The following is an 18,441-nucleotide window of genomic DNA, read 5'->3' as shown; positions in this document are numbered from 1 at the left end:
CGGCGCTCCCGGGAGTCAGGCCGCGACGGGCACCGCCGCCAGCAGACCGCGTCGCATCCGCATGAACGGGCGCGGCCGGTCCACCGCGAGGACCGCCGTGGTGTGCCCGTCGCGTTCGTACGCGGCGAGGAAGCTGCCCTCCTCCGGTGAGCCTTCCAGGAGGCGCACGGTGTCCTCGGCTCGCCGCCGCCCCGCGAACTGGATGCGGGAGCCGTACTGGTCGGACCAGAAGTACGGCAGCGGACGCACGGCCTCGGCGGTGTGACCGGCCAGCAAGTTGCGTACGGCGACGCGGGGTTGCTCCGTGGCGCTCGTCCAGTGCTCGGCCCGCGTGCCGCCCACGCGGGCGACATCGCCCACGGCGACCACCTGCGGAAGGCCGGTGACGCAGCCGTCGTCGCACAGCACTCCGTCGCCCAGGGCGAGGGTCGAGCCCGCGAGCCAGCCGGTGTTGGGGGCGGCCCCGATGCCGACGACGACCACATCGGCGGGGAGCAGACGGCCGTCGGCCAGCTCCACCGCGCGCACGGACGCTTCGCCGTGCTGCGCGTCTTGGTGCGCCGCGTGACCGTGGGCCGCGTCGCCGTGAGCCGCCTCGCCATGTGCCGCGTCGCCGTGCAGCGCGGCCACGCCCGTACCCGTCACGAGCTCCGCTCCCCCACGCGCGTGCAGCCCGGCGCACACGGCCGCCATGTCCGCGCCCAGTTGCGGGAGCAGCGGCAGCGTGGCGGCCTCGACGACCGTCACCTCGTGCCCGAGCGCCACGCACGAGGACGCGGTCTCGGCGCCGATGAAGCCACCGCCGATCACCACGACCCGCTGCGGCCCCGCGGCAAGGCGCGCGCGCAGGGCACGGGCGTCGTCCAGGGTGCGCAGGGTGTGCACCCCCGCCAGGGAGGCTCCCGGCAGCCGGCGCGCGGACGCCCCGGTCGCGATGACCACCCCGTCGCTCGCGACGGTGCGGCCGTCCTCCAGGAGCACGGTCCGGCCGCGCGGGTCCAGGGCGCGGGCGCGCACCCCGAGCATCCACTCCGCGGCGAGTTCGCCGGTCTCCTCGGCGTCGGACAGGGCGAGTTGGGCCTCGTCGGCCTTGCCGGTGAGGAAGTCCTTGGACAGCGGCGGCCTGTCGTACGGTGGGTGCGGCTCGTCGCCGATGATCACGAGCCGTCCGTCGTATCCCTGGGCGCGCAGCTCGCGCGCCGCGTAGAGCCCGGCGAGCGAGGCGCCCACCACGGTGATGGTCCTCATGCGGCGGAACCCTCCTCGGCCACCAGGTGGACGTGGATCGTGCCGTCGTCGACGCTCACCTGGTGGGTGCGCACGGCGCGGCGGGCGGGCAGGCAGGTCGGGCGCCCCGTACGGAGATCGAATGAGGCGGCATGCAGCGGGCATTCGACCAGGCAGCCCTCGAGCCACCCCTCGGAGAGAGAGGCGTCCTGGTGACTACAGGTGTCGTCGATGGCGTAGATCTCGCCGTCGGCGTTGAACACCGCGATGGGTGGTGTGGTGTCGACGCGGACGGATTCGCCCGCGGGGAGGTCTTCAAGGCGGCAGACGGGAATCATGGGCCCCCCTCTTGATCTCTCTCGGCCCAGTCCTGGCACCTTCTCGGTCCAGGACCCTTCGGTAACATGATGTTTCGCATGGCGCACGAGGGAGCGCTATACGCAACAGAATCCGGTCGGGGTGCCCACCGCGTCAAGGGCTTCCCGCAGATGCGGCTTCAACAGGCCGCGAGGTGGTGAGAGTTGAGATATGACCGGCACGCGGAAACAGCCTGATCAGAGCGGGGAGCCGCGCGAGGACCGACCTGAGAACCGGCCCGATGCACGCGAGAAGCAGCCGAAAGCGGCCCCCGCGTCCGTCCAGTCCGTGGACCGCGCGGTCAGCGTCCTGGAGATACTCGCCCGGCTCGGCGAGGCCGGGGTCACCGAGATCGCCGACGAGTTGGGGGTGCACAAGTCGACGGCCTTCCGGCTGCTCGGCGTCCTGGAGAACCGGGGCCTTGTGGGCCAGGCCAAGGACCGCGGGAAGTACTTCCTGGGGGCCGGCGTACTTCGCCTCGCGGGGGCGGCGGCAGTGCGCCTGGACATCTCCCAGGAGGGCGGCCCGGTCTGCCGCGACCTCGCCGACGAGCTGGGCGAGACGGTCAACATCGCGATCCTGGACGACGACGCCGCGGTCAACATCATGCAGGCCCGCGGTCCCGCCTCCGTGACCGCGCAGAACTGGCTGGGCAGACGCACCCCGCTGCACGCCACCTCCAGCGGCAAGATCCTCCTGGCCCACCTGCCGACGACGCTGCGCGAGGGCCTGGTGGCGCGGACGCTGCCGCGCCTGACCGAGCACACGGTGACCGGGACGGTGGCGCTGCGCGGCGAACTGGAGGCCGTCGTCGACCAGGGGTACGCCATCGCCGTGGAGGAGCTCGAGGTGGGCCTGGCCGCGGTCGCCGCACCGGTTCGCGCGCACGACGGCAAGGTGATCGGGGCGCTCAGCGCGTCGGGGCCCGTGTACCGCCTGACCGAGGACCGGCTCACCGAGCTCGCCAAGCGCACGGTCGCCGCGGCCGTGGAGCTGTCGCGGCGGATGGGGTACGGCTTCTGACGGGGCGTCACTGAACACGGAGCACGAGGGCGGAACCGGGAATTCCTGGTTCCGCCCTCGTCGCGTTCCCACCTCGGCCCCGGCCGCCCCGACCGCCCCGGGTCGTGTGCCGACAGCGCGCCCCGGCGCGTCCACGGCCGTGTGTCGATCGCGTTTCGCTGTGCGCCGGCGTTTTGCCAAGGGTTAACTCTCACCCCTTGACGGCCTCTTGATGGCGTTCCCACTATGTCTCTCATAGCGCAACCCGTCGTGCAGTGCGCAACAGAAGGAGTCTGGCCGTGCCACACGAGGTCCGTGCCGTCGTCGCCATGAAAAAGGGCGCACCCGTCGAGGTGCAGACGATCGTCGTGCCAGATCCCGGACCGGGAGAGGTACTCGTCTCCGTGCAGGCCTGCGGGGTCTGCCACACGGATCTGCACTACCGGGAAGGCGCGATCAACGACGACTTCCCGTTCCTGCTCGGCCATGAGGCCGCCGGCACCATCGAGGCCATCGGCACCGACGTCACCGATCTCGCCCCCGGCGACTACGTGGTGCTCGCCTGGCGCGCCCCTTGCGGAGCCTGCCGCTCCTGCCTGCGCGGCCGTCCCTGGTACTGCTTCGACTCACGCAACGCCGCCCAGTCCATGACCCTCCTGGACGGCACCCCCCTGAGCCCTGCCCTGGGCATCGGCGCCTTCGCCGAGAAGACCCTGGTCGCCGCCGGACAGGCGGTGAAGGTCGACCCGGCGGCCCGCCCCGAGGCCGCCGGGCTCATCGGCTGCGGCGTGATGGCCGGTTACGGGGCGGCCGTGAACACCGGTGAGGTGGGCCGCGGCGACACCGTGGCCGTCATCGGCTGCGGCGGCGTCGGCAACGCCGCGATCGCCGGTGCCGCGCTGGCGGGCGCGCGCCGCGTCATCGCCGTCGACATCGACGAGGCCAAACTCGACGGGGCGACCCGGTTCGGCGCCACGCACACCGTCAACTCCCGCGGCACGGACCCGGTCGAGGCCGTCCGCGAACTCACCGGCGGTTTCGGGGTCGACGTCGCGATCGACGCGGTCGGCACCCCTTCGACGTACAAACAGGCCTTCTACATGCGCGACCACGCGGGGGTCCTCGTCCAGGTCGGGGTGCCCGACCCAGAGATGAAGATCGAGCTGCCCCTGATCGACCTGTTCTCGCGCGGCGGCGCCCTCAAGTCCTCCTGGTACGGCGACTGTCTGCCGACCCGGGACTTCCCGATCCTCGTCGACCAGTACCTCAGCCGCAGGCTCGACCTCGGCGGGTTCGTCTCCGAGACCATCGCGCTCGACCAGGTCGAGGAGGCGTTCGGCAGGATGCACCGCGGTGAGGTCCTGCGTTCGGTGGTGGTCCTGTGAGCAGCCGAGCCCCCACGCCGCAGCCCGACGCTCCCGCGCCCCGCGTCGTCGTCATCGGCGCGGGCATCGTCGGCTGCTCCCTGGCCGACGAGCTCACCGCCCGCGGCTGGACCGACGTCACGGTCCTCGAACAGGGCCCGCTGCCCTCCCCCGGCGGCTCCACCTCGCACGCCCCCGGCCTGGTCTTCCAGACAGGACCGTCCAAGACCCTGACCGCCTTCGCGACGTACACCGTCGAGAAGTTCGGGGCCCTGGAGGTGGACGGCCTGTCCTGTTTCAACCCGGTCGGCGGCCTCGAACTCGCCACCACCCCCGAACGCTGGGCCGACCTGCACCGCAAGGCCGGATACGCCGCGTCCTGGGGCATCCGCGCCGAACTGGTCGGCCCCGCCCGGTGCAAGGAGATGTGGCCGCTCATCGACGCGAGCAGGGTCCTGGGCGGCCTGCACACCCCCGACGACGGGCTCGCCCGCGCCGTGCTCGCCTGCCGCGCACAGATCGAGCGGGCACGCGCGCGTGGCGCGCGCTTCCTGGACCGGCACACCGTCACCGGCATCGAACAGGAGGACGGCCGCGTCACCGCCGTCGTCACCGACCGGGGCTCCTTCCCCGCCGACCACGTCGTGTCGGCGGCGGGCTTCTGGGGTCCGGTGATCGGGCGCATGGCCGGCGTCGACATCCCCCTCCTGCCGCTCGCCCACCAGTACGCGAAGACCGCGCCGCTGCCCGAGCTCGCGGGCGTCAACGACCCGCGCACGGAGGCCTCGAAGCCGATCCTCCGCTTCCAGGACCGTGATCTGTACTTCCGTGAGCACACCGACCGCATCGGCATCGGTTCGTACGCCCACCGTCCGCTGCCCGTGGACGCGTTCACGGTGCCCGCGTACGACGACGCACCCGAGATGCCCTCCTCGTACCCCTTCACCGAGGAGGATTTCGCGCCGAGTTGGGAGGACTGCGGCTGGCTGCTGCCCTCCTTGCGCGCCGCCGAGGTCGCGGAGGGCTTCAACGGCGTCTTCTCCTTCACCCCGGACGGGATGCCGGTCCTCGGCGAGTCCCGTGCGCTGCGCGGCTTCTGGCTGGCCGAGGCCGTGTGGGTGACGCACTCCGCGGGCGTGGCCAAGGCCCTCGCCGAGTGGATGGTCGACGGACGGCCCTCCATCGACGTGCACGACTGCGACCTCACCCGCTTCGAGGACGCCCAGCGCTCCCCCGCCTACATTGCCGAGCGCGGCGCCCAGCAGTTCGTCGAGGTCTACGACGTCCTGCACCCCTTGCAGCCCATGGAACAGCCCCGGCCGCTGCGGGTCAGCCCCTTCTACGCCCGGCAGCAGGAGCTGGGCGCCGTCTTCCTGGAGGGAGGCGGCTGGGAGCGTCCGCACTGGTACGAGGCCAACGCCCCGCTCCTCGCTGGCGTCGAGGTCCCCGAACGCGACGCCTGGTCGGCCCGCCACTGGTCGCCGATCGCGGCCGCGGAGGCGAAAGCCACCCGCGAGAAGGTCGCCCTCTACGACATGACGCCCCTGCGCCGCCTTGAGGTGTCAGGGGCCGGCGCGCTCGCCTTCCTGCAGCGCATGACCTCCAACAACCTGGCCAAGAAGCCCGGTGCGGTGACCTACACCCTCCTCCTGGACGAGGCGGGCGGCATCCGCTCCGACCTCACGGTGGCCCGGCTCGCCCCGGACCGCTTCCAGGTCGGCGCCAACAGCCCGGCGGACCTGGACTGGCTCCTGCGCCACGCACCCGACGACGTGCACCTGCGGGACATCACCTCGGGGACCTGCTGCGTCGGCGTCTGGGGCCCGCTCGCCCGCGACCTCGTCCAGCCGCTCACCCGCGACGACTTCTCGCACGAGGCGTTCGGCTTCTTCAAGGCCAAGGAGACCTACATCGGGCAGGTCCCGGTGACGGCGATGCGCCTGTCGTACGTCGGTGAGCTGGGCTGGGAGCTCTACACGAGCGCCGACACGGGCCTTCGGCTCTGGGACACGCTCTGGGAGGCGGGGCAGCGGCACGGCGTGATCGCGGCCGGGCGGTCCGCCTTCAACAGCCTGCGCCTGGAGAAGGGGTACCGCGCCTGGGGCCACGACATGACCACCGAACACAACCCCTACGAGGCGGGCGTCGGCTTCGCCGTCCGCATGGACCGGGGCGACTTCGTGGGCCGTGCCGCACTCGAACGGCTCGGCTCCCCCGCTCGCAGGCTCACCGCGCTGCTGCTCGACGATCCGGCCGCCGTGGTCCTGGGCAAGGAGCCGGTGTACGTCGACGGGGTCCCGGCCGGGTACGTCACCAGCGCCTCGTACGGGTACACGCTGGGCCGTTGTGTCGCCTACGCGTGGCTGCCGCCGCTGGAGACGGGCGCGGGCGTGCACATCGAGTACTTCGGCGAGAAGGTCTCCGCGACGGTCGCCGAAGAGCCGCTGTTCGACCCGAAGATGACCCGCATCCGCCGCTAGCGGCTGGCCACAGGCCCATCGGCTGTTCTGGAGGAAGCACTGTGTCCCCCACCTACGACGTGATCCTGATCGGGCTCGGCGGCATGGGCGGCGCCGCCGCCCACCGCCTGTCCGCGCGCGGCGCCCGCGTCCTCGGCCTGGAGAAACGCGGGCCCGTCCACAACCGCGGTTCCGGCCACGGCGGTTCACGCATCACCCGGAGCCACGGCGGTTCACGCATCACCCGGCACCCGGCCCGCCCGGAGTCGGTCACCGCGCGGCCGGGTTCTCCGGGCACGGCTTCACGTCCGTGCCGGTCGTCGGCGAGATCGTCGCCGATCCGGCGCCGCGGGGCGCCACCGAGCACCCCATCGAGCTCTTCGACCCCCGTCGCCTTGCCGCCGCGTCCGCTTGAGGAGTAAGCCACCGTGACGACGACCCCTGAGGCCCCGTCCGCCGCCAGCCTGATGAGCACGCTGCCGGGCCGCTTCTACACCGATCCCGAGATCTTCCGACAGGAACAGGAGCGTGTCTTCGAGTCGCTCTGGTTCTGCGCTGTGCGCGCCGCCGACCTCGACAAACCCGGCGCCTTCCGCACCGTGCAGATCGGCCGCGAGAGCGTGCTGGTCACCCGCTCCCGCTCCGGGGAGCTGCGCGCGTTCCTCAACATCTGCCGCCATCGCGGCGCCCGTCTGTGCACCCAGGAGTCGGGCGAGGTGCGCCGCGCGCTCCAATGCCCGTACCACGCATGGACGTACGACCTGGACGGCAAGCTGATCGCCGCGCCGAACCTGGTGAAGATGCCCGACGTCGACCGCACCGCGTACGGCCTGGTCAAGGTCGCGCTGCGGGAGTGGCTCGGCTACGCCTGGGTGTGTCTGGCCGACGAACCTCCCTCCTTCGAGGAGACCGTCGTCGGCGCGGCCGTGGAGCGTCTTGGCGACGCCGCCTCCATCGAGCACTACGGCACCGAAGGACTCGCGCTCGGCAAGCGTGTCACGTACGACGTGCGCGCCAACTGGAAGCTGATCGTCGAGAACTTCATGGAGTGCTATCACTGCGCGACCATCCACCCCGAACTGACCGAGGTCCTGCCGGAGTTCGCCGACGGATTCGCCGCCCAGTACTACGTCGGGCACGGCGCCTCGTTCGGCGAGGAGGTCAGCGGCTTCACCGTCGACGGCAGCGCGGGCTTCGACCGGCTGCCCGAGGTCGCAGAGGACCAGGACCGCCGCTACTACGCGATCACGATCAAGCCGACCGTCTTCATCAACCTCGTTCCCGACCACGTGATCCTGCACCGGATGTTCCCGCTGGCCGAGGACCGCACAGTCGTGGAGTGCGACTGGCTGTACGCACCCGAGGTCGTCGCCTCCGGGGTCGACCTCGCCAAGTCGGTGGAGCTCTTCCACCGGGTCAACGAGCAGGACTTCGAGGCCTGCGAGCGCACCCAGCCCGCGATGGCCTCACGCGCCTACCGCGGGGGCGGGGTGCTCGTGCCGACCGAGCATCACATCGGTCTCTTCCATGAGTGGCTGGCCGGTCGGCTGGCCTAGAACCGCCCGCGGCCTACGAGGTGGAGGCGGCGGGGCGCTTGTACATGCGCGTCGCCGTGATCTCCCCGTGCACCGTCTCCTCGGCGGGGTTCTGCTGCGGCAGACCCGGCCGCAGGTGCTCCTCCACGCTGATGTACTTCAGCCCCGCCCGCAGGTCCGCGTCGTTGCGCAACCGGATGACCAGCGGGAACTCCGCAAGCGCGGTCGTGTCGAACAGGCCGGTGGTGTACAGCAGCTGCACGCCGAGCGCGTCCGACACGGCCCGCTGGAGCTCCAGGAGATACGTGGCGTTGGCGCGGCCGATGGGGTTGTCGAGGAAGAGCGTGCCGGCGTGCCGGTGCTTGTCGCGGCCCCGGTCGTTGCTGCGCAGGGCGGCCATCGTGCAGTACAGGGCGATGGCGGCGGTGAGCAGCTGGCCGCCGGAGAAGACGTCTCCCATCTGGCCGACCGGCACCCGCTCGGCGCGCAGCACGGCGTCCGGCTTGAGGATCTCGACGGCGATGCCGCGCGGCTCCAGGGCGGCCTGGACTCCGCGCAGCAGCAGGGACATGCCGTCCCGCCGCATGTCGGAGTTCTTCTTGACCGCGGCCCGCGTCGCCTCGTCGATGACCTCGCCGAGGCGCTCGGTGAGCGTCGCCTGGTCGGGCTCGTCGAAGCGGACGCGCAGGAACTCCTGGCCCGACCACTCGCCGAGGCCCTCGGGCAGCTGCGAGAGGCGCTGGGCCGAGCGGAGCGTGGCGAGCGAGGACTCCACGAGCCCGCGCAGCCGGTCCACGATGCTGTCGCGGTTGCGCTCCAGCTGCTCCAGCTCGTCGGTGAGCACGCGCAGGCGCGGCGCGAAGGCGTCGGCCCACTTCTTGGCGTGCTCGGGCAGCGCGGAGGCGGGCAGTTCGCGGATCTGCTGGCGGGCGGGGGTGCGTACCTGCTCGTAGCGGGTGGAGTTCGCGTGCCGTACGAGGATGTCGCTGGCCTCGCGGACGGCGGCCTCGGCGGCGGAGAGGTCGGCGGCGCAGCCGCGCAGGGAGCGCCGGGCCTCGGCAGCGGACTGGCGGGCCTCTTCGAGGGTGCCGGGGTAGGGCTCGGGCTCCTCGGCCGCCTCCTCCTCGTGGTGCTGCTCGCGCAGCAGATCGCGCAGGAGGGCCGCTGTCTCGTCGAAGCCTCCGGTGGCGTCCTCGGCCGCGCGGTGGGCGTGCAGGAGGGTGGCGTGGGCGTCCTTGGCCTGGCTCAACGCGTCGGTGCGGGTGGCCAGTTCGGTGGTCGCGGTGCGCAGCAGGGCCTGTGCCTGCTCGGCGTCGGCGGGGACGAGGTCCTCGGGGAGCTCGGTGTGCGCGTCGCCGTCCTGCGGGGCGAGCCGCTCGGCCTCGCCGCGCAGCCGGCCGAGCTGCTCGCTCGCGGCGGACGCGCGGGTCTCGATGAGCTGGACCTGGGCCTCCGCGCGGGCGGACGCGGCCTGCCGGGACGGTCCGTCGGAGCCGTCCGTGCCCTCCAGGAGCAGGGCGGCGCGGGTGCGGACCTTGTTGCTGAGCCGGTCGAGCTCGGCGAGGGCGCTGCTCTCGTCGCTCTCGGCGCGGGCCTGTTCGGCGCGCAGGTCGGCGCCGACGCCGACCTTCTCGTAGAGCTGGGAGGCGGCGCGGTAGGCCTCGCGCAGGGCGGGCAGCGAGGTCTTGGGGGCGCCGGTGTCCTCGGGCAGGTCTTCGGGGGCGCCCGCGATCTCGGCGCGTTCGGCGCGCAGGGCACGGGCGGTGCGGCGGGCGTCGTCGGCCGCGCGCTGGGCGGAGCGGCGGTCCTCGTCGGCGGCGCGGGCGCGGTCCAGGCAGGTCTGGGCGCGGGCCTCGGACTCGACGGCGTCGTCGGCGAGTTCGCGCAGCTTGGTCTGCCAGCCCGCTCGCTCGCGCAGGCGGAAGGCGAGCCCCGCGAGGGCGTCGGCGGAGCGCCGCGCACGCTGGGCGGCCTCCTGCCGCTCGTCACGCGCGCGTGCCGCTTCGGCCGCCGCCTCGTCGGCCTCGGCACGGACCGTGCGGGCCTCGGCGAGCTCGGCCTCGGCCTCTTCCGCGAAGGCGCGGGCGTTGCGAGCGGCGGTGGCGAGCTCCTCGATGCGTCCGGCCGGGCAGCCGCCGCGCCAGGAGGCGAGCCGTGCGGCGAGCTCGCGGTCCTTGGTGAGGCGGACGGCGAGCGCCCTGATCTCCTCGTCTCGCTGGGCCGCCCGCGCGCGCAGCGCGGTGCGCTCCTCGTCGGCGGCGTGTTCGTCGTGCATGGCGGGGTTCGGCGGGACGAGGAAGACGCTGCTTTCGGCGGCGCCGCCCGCGTCCTCGCCCGGCGTGGGGGCCAGGAGGGCGGCGGCGGTGCCGACGGCGACGGCGGAGCGGGGCAGCAGCGCGGCGCCGGCGAGGGCTTCGCGGGCCCGTGCGTGCGTGGCGGGGTCGGTGATGACGACGCCGTCGACCAGCTCGGGCCTGGCGGCGAGCACGCGCGCGTGGTCGGCGGGGTCGACGGCCTGCGCGAGGTAGCGCCAGCCGGGCAGGGCGGGGATGCCGTGCTCGCCGAGGAACTCGACGGTGGCCAGGACGTCCGGACCCGGCGGAAGCAGGCCGCCGTCACCGAGGGCGCCCAGGATCCGGGAGTCGTCGGCGGCGGCGGTCCGCAGCTCGAACAGCTGCCGCTCGGCGGAGGCGACCCCGTCCTCCAGGAGTGTGCGGAGGTCGTCGGCGCTGCGGTCCAACTCCGCCAGGGAGAGGGGGCCTTCGGTGAGGGAGCGGGTGACGGTGGCGACGCGGGCGGCCGCGCTCGTGGCGGCGCCGTCGGAGGCGGCGCCGTCGCTGGTGTCGCCCGTCCCTGCCGCTCCCTGGCGCGGCTGCGGCACTCCGCCCAGGGAGCTCGCCCCCGGAAGGCCGAGCAGCTCGGCGAGGCGCTCGTCCTCGGCGATCGACTCCGCGGCGCGGCGTTCGGCGTCGTACGCGTGCTCGGCGGCGTCCGCCGCGTCCGACGCGCGGGCGGCGGTGAGTTCGGCGCGGGCCTCGGCGGCGGCGGCCTCCTTGGCGTGCTCGGCGGCGCGCAGGGAGGTCTCGCGGGCGGTGTCCCAGGCAGCGACCGTCGTCTTCTCGGCGTCGCTGGCGGCCAGCGCGGCGCGCGCCGGGTCGGCGTCCGGGGCGGTGTCGTCCAGCCAGCCCGCACGGACCGCCTCCGCGGTCTCCTGCTCGACCTCGGTGAGGCGCTGGCGCAGGTGTCCTGCCTCGCTGCGGGCGCGCTGGGCCTCCGTCGCGGCGACGGTGGCGTCGCGGTGGGCCGCCTCGCCGGTCTCCTGGAGGGCGGCCGAGCGCTCCTCCTCCTCGTTCGCGAGGGACTCGGCGCCCTCGGCCGCGGTGTGCAGGACGCGGACGAGATCGGCGGCCGCCTTGGAGCGTGCGGCGAGGGCGGGCGCCGCGTCCCGCTCGGCCTCCAGGATCGCGGAGGCCACGCGCGCGGAGCGGTCGGCGGCCGCGCGGTGCCGCAGGACGGCTTCGGCGGCCTGCCACGCCGAGTGCAGCGTGCGCGCGTCGGCGAGCTCGCGGCGCAGACCGGCGGCTGCCTTCTCGGCGACGGTGAGCGCCAACGAGGCGTGCCGGAAGGCGAGTTCGGCGGAGATCAGCGCGGACCTGCCGCGTGCTTCCTCCGCCGTGGTGACGGTGTGCGCGGCGGCGGTGACCCGGTCGGCCAGCTCCCCGGCGCGGCCCCGCTCGGCGACACCGCGCGCGGAGAGCCGGCGGGCCAGCGTACGGGTGCGCCGCTCGGCTCCGGCGTGCACGTCACGCGCGCGTGCCCGCGTGTCGGCGGCGTCGACGATCCTGCCGAGCAGGTCGACGGAGCCCGCGGTGAACTCCCGCTCGGCGATGAGTTCGGAGCGGCGGCCGAGCTTGTTGCCGAAGCCGTGCACGAGGTCGGCCAGGCCGTCCGTGTCGCGGGTGTCCGTGACGGCGCGCAGCAGCAGGTCGGTGAAGTCGGAGTCCTTCTTGACCGCGAAGAGTCCCGCGGCCTCGCCCTCGTCGGCGTTCATCTCCCGCTGGTAGCGGAAGAGTTCCGGGTCGAGGCCGAGGTCGCCCAGGTGCTCGATCCAGCGGTCGTGGATCTCCTCCCAGTGCACTTCGAGGTGGGGGTAGGCCTTGCCCGCCTCGGTCAGCGCGTCGCGGAAGCCCTTCATGGTGCGCCGGCGCCCTTGCGCGCCGGAGACGCCCTCCACGGAGGGGCGCACCGCGGTGGACTCGGCGACCGGCAGCGAGTCCAGGCTCATGCCGGGCCCGGGGCGGAAGGAGTACCAGGCCTCGGCGAACTTCCGGGGGTCGTTCGAGACCTGGCGTCCGCGCCATTCGCTGACCTTGCCGACGACGACGCACTCGCCGGTCAGCGTGTGCTGCCACTCCAGGGCGACGTGCCCGCAGTCGTCGGCGAGCAGGAATTTGCGGAGGACTCCGGAACTGGCGCCGCCCAGCGTGTTGCGGTGGCCCGGCAGCATCACCGAGAAGATCAGCTTCAGCAGGACGGACTTGCCGCCGCCGTTCTCCAGGAAGAGCACGCCCGCGGGCGCCGGGCGGCGCGGCGGCCCGGTCGGCTCCTCCTGGAAGAACTCCGCCTGGGCGGGCGCGGGGTCGGGCACCTCCGCGCCGACGCCGCGCAGGTCAAGCACGGTGTCGGCGTAGCGCGCACCGGCGGGGCCGATGGAGTAGAGGCGGACCCGGGACAGCTCGTACATGGCGGCGGACTCTCGTCGTAAGTCGTGCGGAACAGCAGGATTTTTTCGATGCGGGGTGGGGCGCGGGACGTCAGGAGTGGAGCTGTCAGGAGTGGAAGGGCAGGCCCGCGTCGGCGGCCAGCTCCAGGTCGTCGGTCTCGTCGGGGGGCAGCAGGGTCGCTGACCCGTCCGTGACGGGCACGATGCCGAGCTCCAGGAGCTCGGCCATGGCGGCGCCGCCCGCCATGTCGCGCACTTGCAGCTGATAGCGGGCGGTGGTGCGGTACGTGCCCCCGGAGTCGTCGCCCGTGCGCTGCAGGAAGCCGGAGTCGGTGAGGAAGGCGACGGCCTTGCCGATGATGCCGGTGGTCGAACCGGCGAGGCGGCGGGCGTCCTTGGTGGCGCCCGTCGAGCTGCGCCGTGCCCAGATCCGCCAGGCGGCCTCCAGGCCGGGGGTGTCGGTCTCCGGGTCGGTGTTCTCGCCCTGCTCCTCGGCGCGCTCCTCCAGGCGGTGGCAGGCCTGGCGCACGAAGGCGTCGACGCCGTTGACCGTGACCCGCCCGATGTAGCCGTCGTCGGCGAGGTCCTCGGGGCGCGGGAACGCCAGGGCGGCGACGGCGAGATGGGCGAGGCCGTGCAGGAAGCGGTCGGTGGAGTCGGCGGCGGTCCTGCGCGCGTAGTCGCCCATGCGGACGGCGAACACGGAGTCCTCGGCGGCCGTCACGGCCATCCCCGCGCGCGGGGAGACCTCCAGGACGACGAGTCCGAGCCCGGCGGCGACGGCGTCGGCCAGGCGCGCGAACGGCGGGTCCTCGCGGTACCTGCGCAGCAGTTCGCCGTACTCCTGGTCGCGTGCGGGCTGGAGCTTGGGCTGGAGTCCGAAGGCGACCAGGCGCGCGGCGTCGGCGGCGTCGGCCGGGGTGACGGCGGCGGGCGCGGCGGGCGCCGCCGATGTCTCCGGCTCGCCCCACGCCGTGTGCTCTGCGGGGTGCTCGGTCACGGCTTGTGCTCCTTGCGGCGGTCGTGCTGAAGAGTCTTGAGGGGGTCGGCAGTGCTCACCAGCGGGGCGGGGGGGCTCGCCGGTGGGGCGGGAGTGCCCGCCAGCGGGTCAGGAGTGCTCACTGTGCTCACGCGCCCTCCGTCCTGCCTGCCGCCATGCCGGCGGCGTCGAGCAGTGCCGTGCCCACGATGAGGTCGGCGCCGCCGAATTCCTGGTCGTCGAGTTCCGTGCCGTCGTCCACGGCGAACAGGAGCTTCTCCTCGCCCTGGCGGTAGGCGGTGCCCACCGGCGGGCTGGCCGCGTGGACGGCGAGGAGCGCGACCAGGTACGGCAGTTCGGTGTCGCGGACGCGGGCGTCGGCGAGGAGCCCGGACAGGCGCCGGGGCGCGTCGGCCGGCAGGTCGAGCAGCTCCATGGCGCTGGCGAGCTGCTGCTCGCTGAAGCGGCTGTCGTCGGGGGTGGCGATGAGGTCGGGCTCGGGCATCTCCACGCCCAGGTGCTCGCGCTCCTGCGGCGGCGTGAGCAGTATGTCGACCAGGTCGCCGACGCGGACGGAGACGGGCGTGCGCAGTCCCGTGCCGCGCGCGAAGAAGGCGTTCGTCACGCGGCTCGCCTGCTCGACGGGGAGCGGCAGGAGCGGCGCGACGAGCTGGCCGTACAGATCGAGCCCGGTCTGCGAGGTGGGGGCGGCGAAGGCCTGGCGGTCCTGCTCGGCGCGGAAGAGCGGGCCCGCGTCGAGGAGCCGGGACTGGAGCTGGGTGTGGCGGCGGATGCAGTCCTTGACGATGTCGACCAGCTCGGCGGCACGGCGCTTCTGCTCGGGGTCCTCGGACTCGTCGCGTGCCTTGCGGATGTTCGTCAGGATCGCGTTCTCGTGGCGATAGCGGTCGGCGACGTGGTCGAGCGCCTCCGCGATCATGTCGGGGACGGCCTGGAGCCAGTCCACCGCGCGGACGTTGCGCCGGGTGGCGTCCAGGGCCCTGCGCAGCGTCTCCGAGTACTGCACCGTGCGGTACCGCGCCTGTTCGGCGGCGAGCTGGGCGTCGGCGAGGCGGCCGCGGCTGATGAGCACCTCGAGCTTGACCTCGGCGGCGATCTGGGCGCTGGTGACGTCGGTGTCGAGGGCGCCCACGAGGACGTTGACCGCCTCGTCCGTCGTACGGAGATAGACACTCCCCCCGTAACCGGGCACCTCTTCGATCAGCTTGAAGTCGTAGTCCCTGCGCACATAGGTGCCGTCGGGCGCGAACGTGCCGTACACGGCGCGGAAGCCGCGGTCGACGCTGCCGACGTTGATCAGGTTCTCCAGGACCCAGCGGGCCACGCGCTCGTGCTCGGCCACGGGGCGCCGGGGCGCCTGGGCCCCGACGCGCGGGAGCAGCCTGGCCACTATCTGCTCGTGGTCGGCGCCGGTGTCGAAGTCCATGTTCAGCGTGACGAGGTCGATGGCGGAGAGGGCCACTTCCGCCATCGCGTACACCGAGTACTCACCCGCGAGGTTGGCCTTGCGCACGTCCAGGTCGTGCAGCGGGGCCGTGCAGGCGAGCGCGCGGAGCCGCCGCGCCAGGCCCTCGTCGGCGGCCGGGCCCAGGGCGGGCCTCGGCCCCGCGCTGAGCTGGGGCGGAGCGGTGTCCGGAACGGCAGGCGAAGTCACGGTGCACAGACTAGATCCTCGGTCTGACAACGGTCGAAACGGCGCAGATCTGACAGCGTCCGGCCGTGGCCCGCCGGGGGCTCAGGAGCCCGTCGGCTCGCCCTGTGCCACGCGCTGGCCGTAGGCCTCGACGAGGCCGAGCCGCGAGTCGTCCAGATAGTCCGCGAGCAGTCGCTCGGCCTGCGCGGCGTCGCCCTCCTGGAGGGTCTGCAGGATCTGCCGGTTGCGTGCGAGGTAGGGCTCGTGCAGCCGGCGCGGGTCGTCCACCACGTGGAAGGCCAGGCGCAGTTCGGCGAAGACGCTGCGCATCACCTCGTCGGTGCGGGCGCTTCCGGCGAGGGCGACCAGCTCGCGGTGGAAGTGGATGTTGGCCGTGGAGACGCCCTTCCACTTCCGCTCCCGCGCGGCCTTCGTGCCGTCCGCGACGGCGCCCGCGAGGCCGTCGAGCGCGAAGGGCGGTTCTCCGAGTCCGCGGACGACGGCGCACTCCACGAGGCGTCGGGTGCGGTAGATGTCCTCCACATCCTCAATCGTGAGAACTCGGACAAATACCCCGCGGTTGAGCTGGTGGACCAGCAGCCGTTCGTGCGTCAGGAGACGGAAGGCCTCGCGCAGCGTGTTGCGCGAGACGCCGAGCGCGCCGCCGATGCTGTCCTCCGACAGCCGCACCCCCGGCGGGAAGTACCCCTCCGCGATACGGCTCCGGAGGATGTCCGAGACCCGCTCCGCGGTGCTGGTACGCCCCAGGAGCGCACGGTCGTCGGCCAGTCCGCTCGCGCCAGCCATTGCCTCAGCCATGCCCGGATTCAATCGCAGATGCAAGAACGAGACAACATGGGTATTGAGGGATCGTTCAACGATCCTCTACCTTGTCGGGCACGGCACCGTCCCCAACCGTGCCGGACACCCCGCCCGTGCCCCACGCCCTGCCCGCCGCACGCCGAGTGCCCGCTCCACACCCCCGCCCGCTCCGCACCCTCCGTCCCCCCTCTTGCGAGGTGCCCATGAGCACGCCCCCTCCGCCCCAGGCCCTTTCGACCGCCACACCTCCCGTGGACGGCGAACCTCCCAACGACGACGGCGCGTTCGGCTGGCTGCGCGCCCTCGGCCCGCGCGGCCGCCGCGCCTTCGGGGGCGCCTTCGGCGGCTACGCCCTCGACTCCTACGACTACTTCACGCTGCCGCTGAGCATGGTCGCGATCGCCGCGTACTTCGGCCTGGACAGCGGCCAGACCGGCCTGCTCACCACCGTCACGCTGGTGGTCTCCGCGATAGGCGGCGCGATAGCCGGAGTGGTCGCGGACCGGATCGGCCGGGTCAAGGCCCTGATGATCACGGTCGTCACGTACGCCGTCTTCACCGTCGCCTGCGGCTTCGCACCCAACTACGAGACCCTGCTGGTCTTCCGCGCCCTCCAGGGCCTTGGTTTCGGCGGCGAGTGGGCGGTCGGCGCGATCCTGGTCGCCGAGTACGCCACCGCCAAGAACCGCGGCCGTACGCTCGGCGGGATCCAGAGCGCCTGGGCGGTCGGCTGGGCGCTCGCGGTGATCGTCTACACCGTGGTGTTCCAGTTCCTGGACGAGGACATCGCCTGGCGTGTGCTGTTCTGGACCGGCGCGCTGCCCGCCCTCCTCGTCGTCTACGTACGCCGCAACGTGCACGACGCCCCGGAGGCGGCCGAGGAGCGCAAGAAGAGCGCGAACAAGGGGTCGTTCACCGCGATCTTCAAGCCCGGCCTCCTGCGCATCACGCTCTTCGCCGTTTTGCTGTCCACCGGCGTCCAGGGCGGCTACTACACGCTCGCGACCTGGGTGCCCACCTACCTGAAGACCGAGCGCGGCCTCACCGTCGTCGGCACCGGCGGGTACCTCGCCTTCCTGATCTCCGGCGCGTTCATCGGCTACCTGGCGGGCGGCTATCTCACCGACGTGCTCGGCCGAAAGAGGAACATCACGCTCTTCGCGTTCCTCTCCGCGGCCAGCATCCTGGCGTACACGAACATCCCGGACGGGGCCAACGGCCTTCTCCTTGTGCTCGGTTTCCCGCTGGGCTTCTGTATGTCGGCCATCTTCAGCGGCTTCGGTTCGTTCCTCAGCGAGCTCTATCCGGCCGCCGTGCGCGGCACGGGACAGGGCTTCACGTACAACACCGGTCGCGCCGTGGGCGCCGTGTTCCCCACCATGGTCGGCTTCCTGGCCGACAGCTGGGGCGTGGGCGGTGCGCTGATCTTCGGCGCGATGGGCTACGCCATCGCCGTACTCGCGCTGTTCGGGCTGCCCGAGACGCGCGGGAAGGAGCTGGTGTGAGCGCCACGACCGCCGCGCTGCACAGCCCTGAGCAGGCCCGCGCGCTCTTCCGTTCGGGCACGAGCGGGCCGACCGCGGGCTGGGCGGCCGGCCACACGCAGGCCAATCTGATCGCCGTGCCCGCCGACTGGGCGTACGACATGCTCCTGTTCTGCCAGCGCAACCCGAAGCCCTGCCCGGTGCTCGACGTCACGGACGCGGGCTCCTGGACCACGCCCCTGGCGCCCGGCGCCGATCTGCGGACGGACCTGCCGCGCTACCGGGTGTGGGAGGACGGCGAGCTGGTCGAGGAGCCCACGGACGTGGTCGGGCGGTGGCGGGACGACCTGGTGTCGTTCCTCATCGGCTGCAGCTTCACCTTCGAGTGGGCGCTGACCGAGTCCGGCGTACCCATGCGCCATGTCGAACAGGGCCGCAACGTCTCCATGTACGTGACCGCGCGCCCCTGCCGTCCGGCGGGCCGCCTGCACGGCCCCATGGTGGTGTCGATGCGCCACGTGCCGCCCGAGCACCTCTCGACGGCCATCAGGGAGACCTCCCTGCTGCCCGCGGTGCACGGCAGCCCGGTGCACTGCGGCGACCCGGCGGGGCTCGGCATCGACGACCTGGCCCGGCCCGACTTCGGAGATCCGGTGGCCGAGGAGCCCGGTGACATCCCGGTGTTCTGGGCATGCGGAGTGACACCGCAGGCCGCGGTGATGGCTTCGCGCCCGCCGTTCGCCATCACGCACGCGCCGGGCCAGATGTTCATCACCGACGCCCGTGACGAGCAGTACCGGGTGGCCTGAGCGGGCCACCGGACGGAACCAGGAGA

13 protein-coding genes and 1 pseudogene are annotated in these 18,441 nt (G+C 73.0%); 7 read left to right on the top strand and 7 right to left on the bottom strand.

Features of this window, described 5'->3' with window-relative positions; translation table 11 throughout:
• Positions 1-15: 15 nt before the first annotated feature.
• Together ACZ6ZP_RS39925 and ACZ6ZP_RS39920 are read right to left on the bottom strand one after the other, a co-directional pair.
• Positions 16-1,248, bottom strand: coding sequence for an NAD(P)/FAD-dependent oxidoreductase (locus ACZ6ZP_RS39925; protein WP_469410348.1), 1,233 nt, complete (start codon positions 1,246-1,248; stop codon positions 16-18).
• Positions 1,245-1,565 (bottom strand): bifunctional 3-phenylpropionate/cinnamic acid dioxygenase ferredoxin subunit, encoded by a 321-nt coding sequence (locus ACZ6ZP_RS39920; RefSeq protein WP_344524832.1) that lies wholly within the window; start codon positions 1,563-1,565, stop codon positions 1,245-1,247. Before ACZ6ZP_RS39920 ends, ACZ6ZP_RS39925 begins: the two co-directional genes overlap by 4 nt.
• Before the next feature lie 190 nt (positions 1,566-1,755).
• Between ACZ6ZP_RS39920 and ACZ6ZP_RS39915 the strand changes: the two genes are divergently transcribed.
• From ACZ6ZP_RS39915 to ACZ6ZP_RS39895, 5 genes and pseudogenes are all read left to right on the top strand, one after another.
• Positions 1,756-2,607 (top strand): IclR family transcriptional regulator, encoded by an 852-nt coding sequence (locus ACZ6ZP_RS39915; RefSeq protein ID WP_351168843.1) that lies wholly within the window; start codon positions 1,756-1,758, stop codon positions 2,605-2,607.
• Between the two features lie 278 nt (positions 2,608-2,885).
• A complete protein-coding gene (locus ACZ6ZP_RS39910; RefSeq protein ID WP_351168841.1) occupies positions 2,886-3,971 on the top strand; it encodes an S-(hydroxymethyl)mycothiol dehydrogenase in 1,086 nt (361 codons plus the stop codon).
• Positions 3,968-6,430: a GcvT family protein gene (locus tag ACZ6ZP_RS39905; RefSeq protein ID WP_469410347.1), complete on the top strand. Its 2,463-nt coding sequence runs from the start codon at positions 3,968-3,970 to the stop codon at positions 6,428-6,430. Before ACZ6ZP_RS39910 ends, ACZ6ZP_RS39905 begins: the two co-directional genes overlap by 4 nt.
• Before the next feature lie 41 nt (positions 6,431-6,471).
• Positions 6,472-6,630: pseudogene (locus tag ACZ6ZP_RS39900) on the top strand (N-methyl-L-tryptophan oxidase); the annotation flags it as partial.
• Positions 6,631-6,837: 207 nt separating this feature from the next.
• Positions 6,838-7,965 carry an aromatic ring-hydroxylating oxygenase subunit alpha gene (locus ACZ6ZP_RS39895; protein WP_399982954.1) on the top strand — a complete coding sequence of 376 codons (1,128 nt, stop codon included), beginning with the start codon at positions 6,838-6,840 and terminating at the stop codon, positions 7,963-7,965.
• Positions 7,966-7,978: 13 nt separating this feature from the next.
• Here ACZ6ZP_RS39895 and ACZ6ZP_RS39890 read toward each other — a convergent pair whose 3' ends face one another.
• The 5 genes from ACZ6ZP_RS39890 to ACZ6ZP_RS39870 all read right to left on the bottom strand — a co-directional run bounded on the left by ACZ6ZP_RS39890 (position 7,979) and on the right by ACZ6ZP_RS39870 (position 16,119).
• Positions 7,979-12,688 carry a coiled-coil domain-containing protein gene (locus ACZ6ZP_RS39890; RefSeq protein WP_469410346.1) on the bottom strand — a complete coding sequence of 1,570 codons (4,710 nt, stop codon included), beginning with the start codon at positions 12,686-12,688 and terminating at the stop codon, positions 7,979-7,981.
• A gap of 85 nt (positions 12,689-12,773) precedes the next feature.
• Positions 12,774-13,667 carry a hypothetical protein gene (locus ACZ6ZP_RS39885; protein ID WP_351168833.1) on the bottom strand — a complete coding sequence of 298 codons (894 nt, stop codon included), beginning with the start codon at positions 13,665-13,667 and terminating at the stop codon, positions 12,774-12,776.
• Positions 13,664-13,798: a hypothetical protein gene (locus tag ACZ6ZP_RS39880; RefSeq protein WP_469410345.1), complete on the bottom strand. Its 135-nt coding sequence runs from the start codon at positions 13,796-13,798 to the stop codon at positions 13,664-13,666. The genes ACZ6ZP_RS39885 and ACZ6ZP_RS39880 overlap by 4 nt, the downstream gene beginning before the upstream one ends.
• Positions 13,795-15,321, bottom strand: coding sequence for a hypothetical protein (locus ACZ6ZP_RS39875; protein ID WP_351168830.1), 1,527 nt, complete (start codon positions 15,319-15,321; stop codon positions 13,795-13,797). The genes ACZ6ZP_RS39880 and ACZ6ZP_RS39875 overlap by 4 nt, the downstream gene beginning before the upstream one ends.
• Before the next feature lie 81 nt (positions 15,322-15,402).
• Positions 15,403-16,119 carry a GntR family transcriptional regulator gene (locus tag ACZ6ZP_RS39870; RefSeq protein ID WP_399982946.1) on the bottom strand — a complete coding sequence of 239 codons (717 nt, stop codon included), beginning with the start codon at positions 16,117-16,119 and terminating at the stop codon, positions 15,403-15,405.
• Between the two features lie 206 nt (positions 16,120-16,325).
• Between ACZ6ZP_RS39870 and ACZ6ZP_RS39865 the strand changes: the two genes are divergently transcribed.
• Positions 16,326-17,627 (top strand): MFS transporter, encoded by a 1,302-nt coding sequence (locus ACZ6ZP_RS39865; RefSeq protein ID WP_469410344.1) that lies wholly within the window; start codon positions 16,326-16,328, stop codon positions 17,625-17,627.
• Positions 17,624-18,415, top strand: a complete 792-nt coding sequence (locus ACZ6ZP_RS39860) for a putative hydro-lyase (protein WP_361463382.1) — start codon at positions 17,624-17,626, stop codon at positions 18,413-18,415. Before ACZ6ZP_RS39865 ends, ACZ6ZP_RS39860 begins: the two co-directional genes overlap by 4 nt.
• Positions 18,416-18,441 lie beyond the last annotated feature (26 nt).

This window comes from Streptomyces sp. NPDC054047 (genome assembly GCF_055585065.1).
Note: the sequence above shows the minus strand (reverse complement) of the source record. Positions and strands in the feature narration are given on the sequence as shown.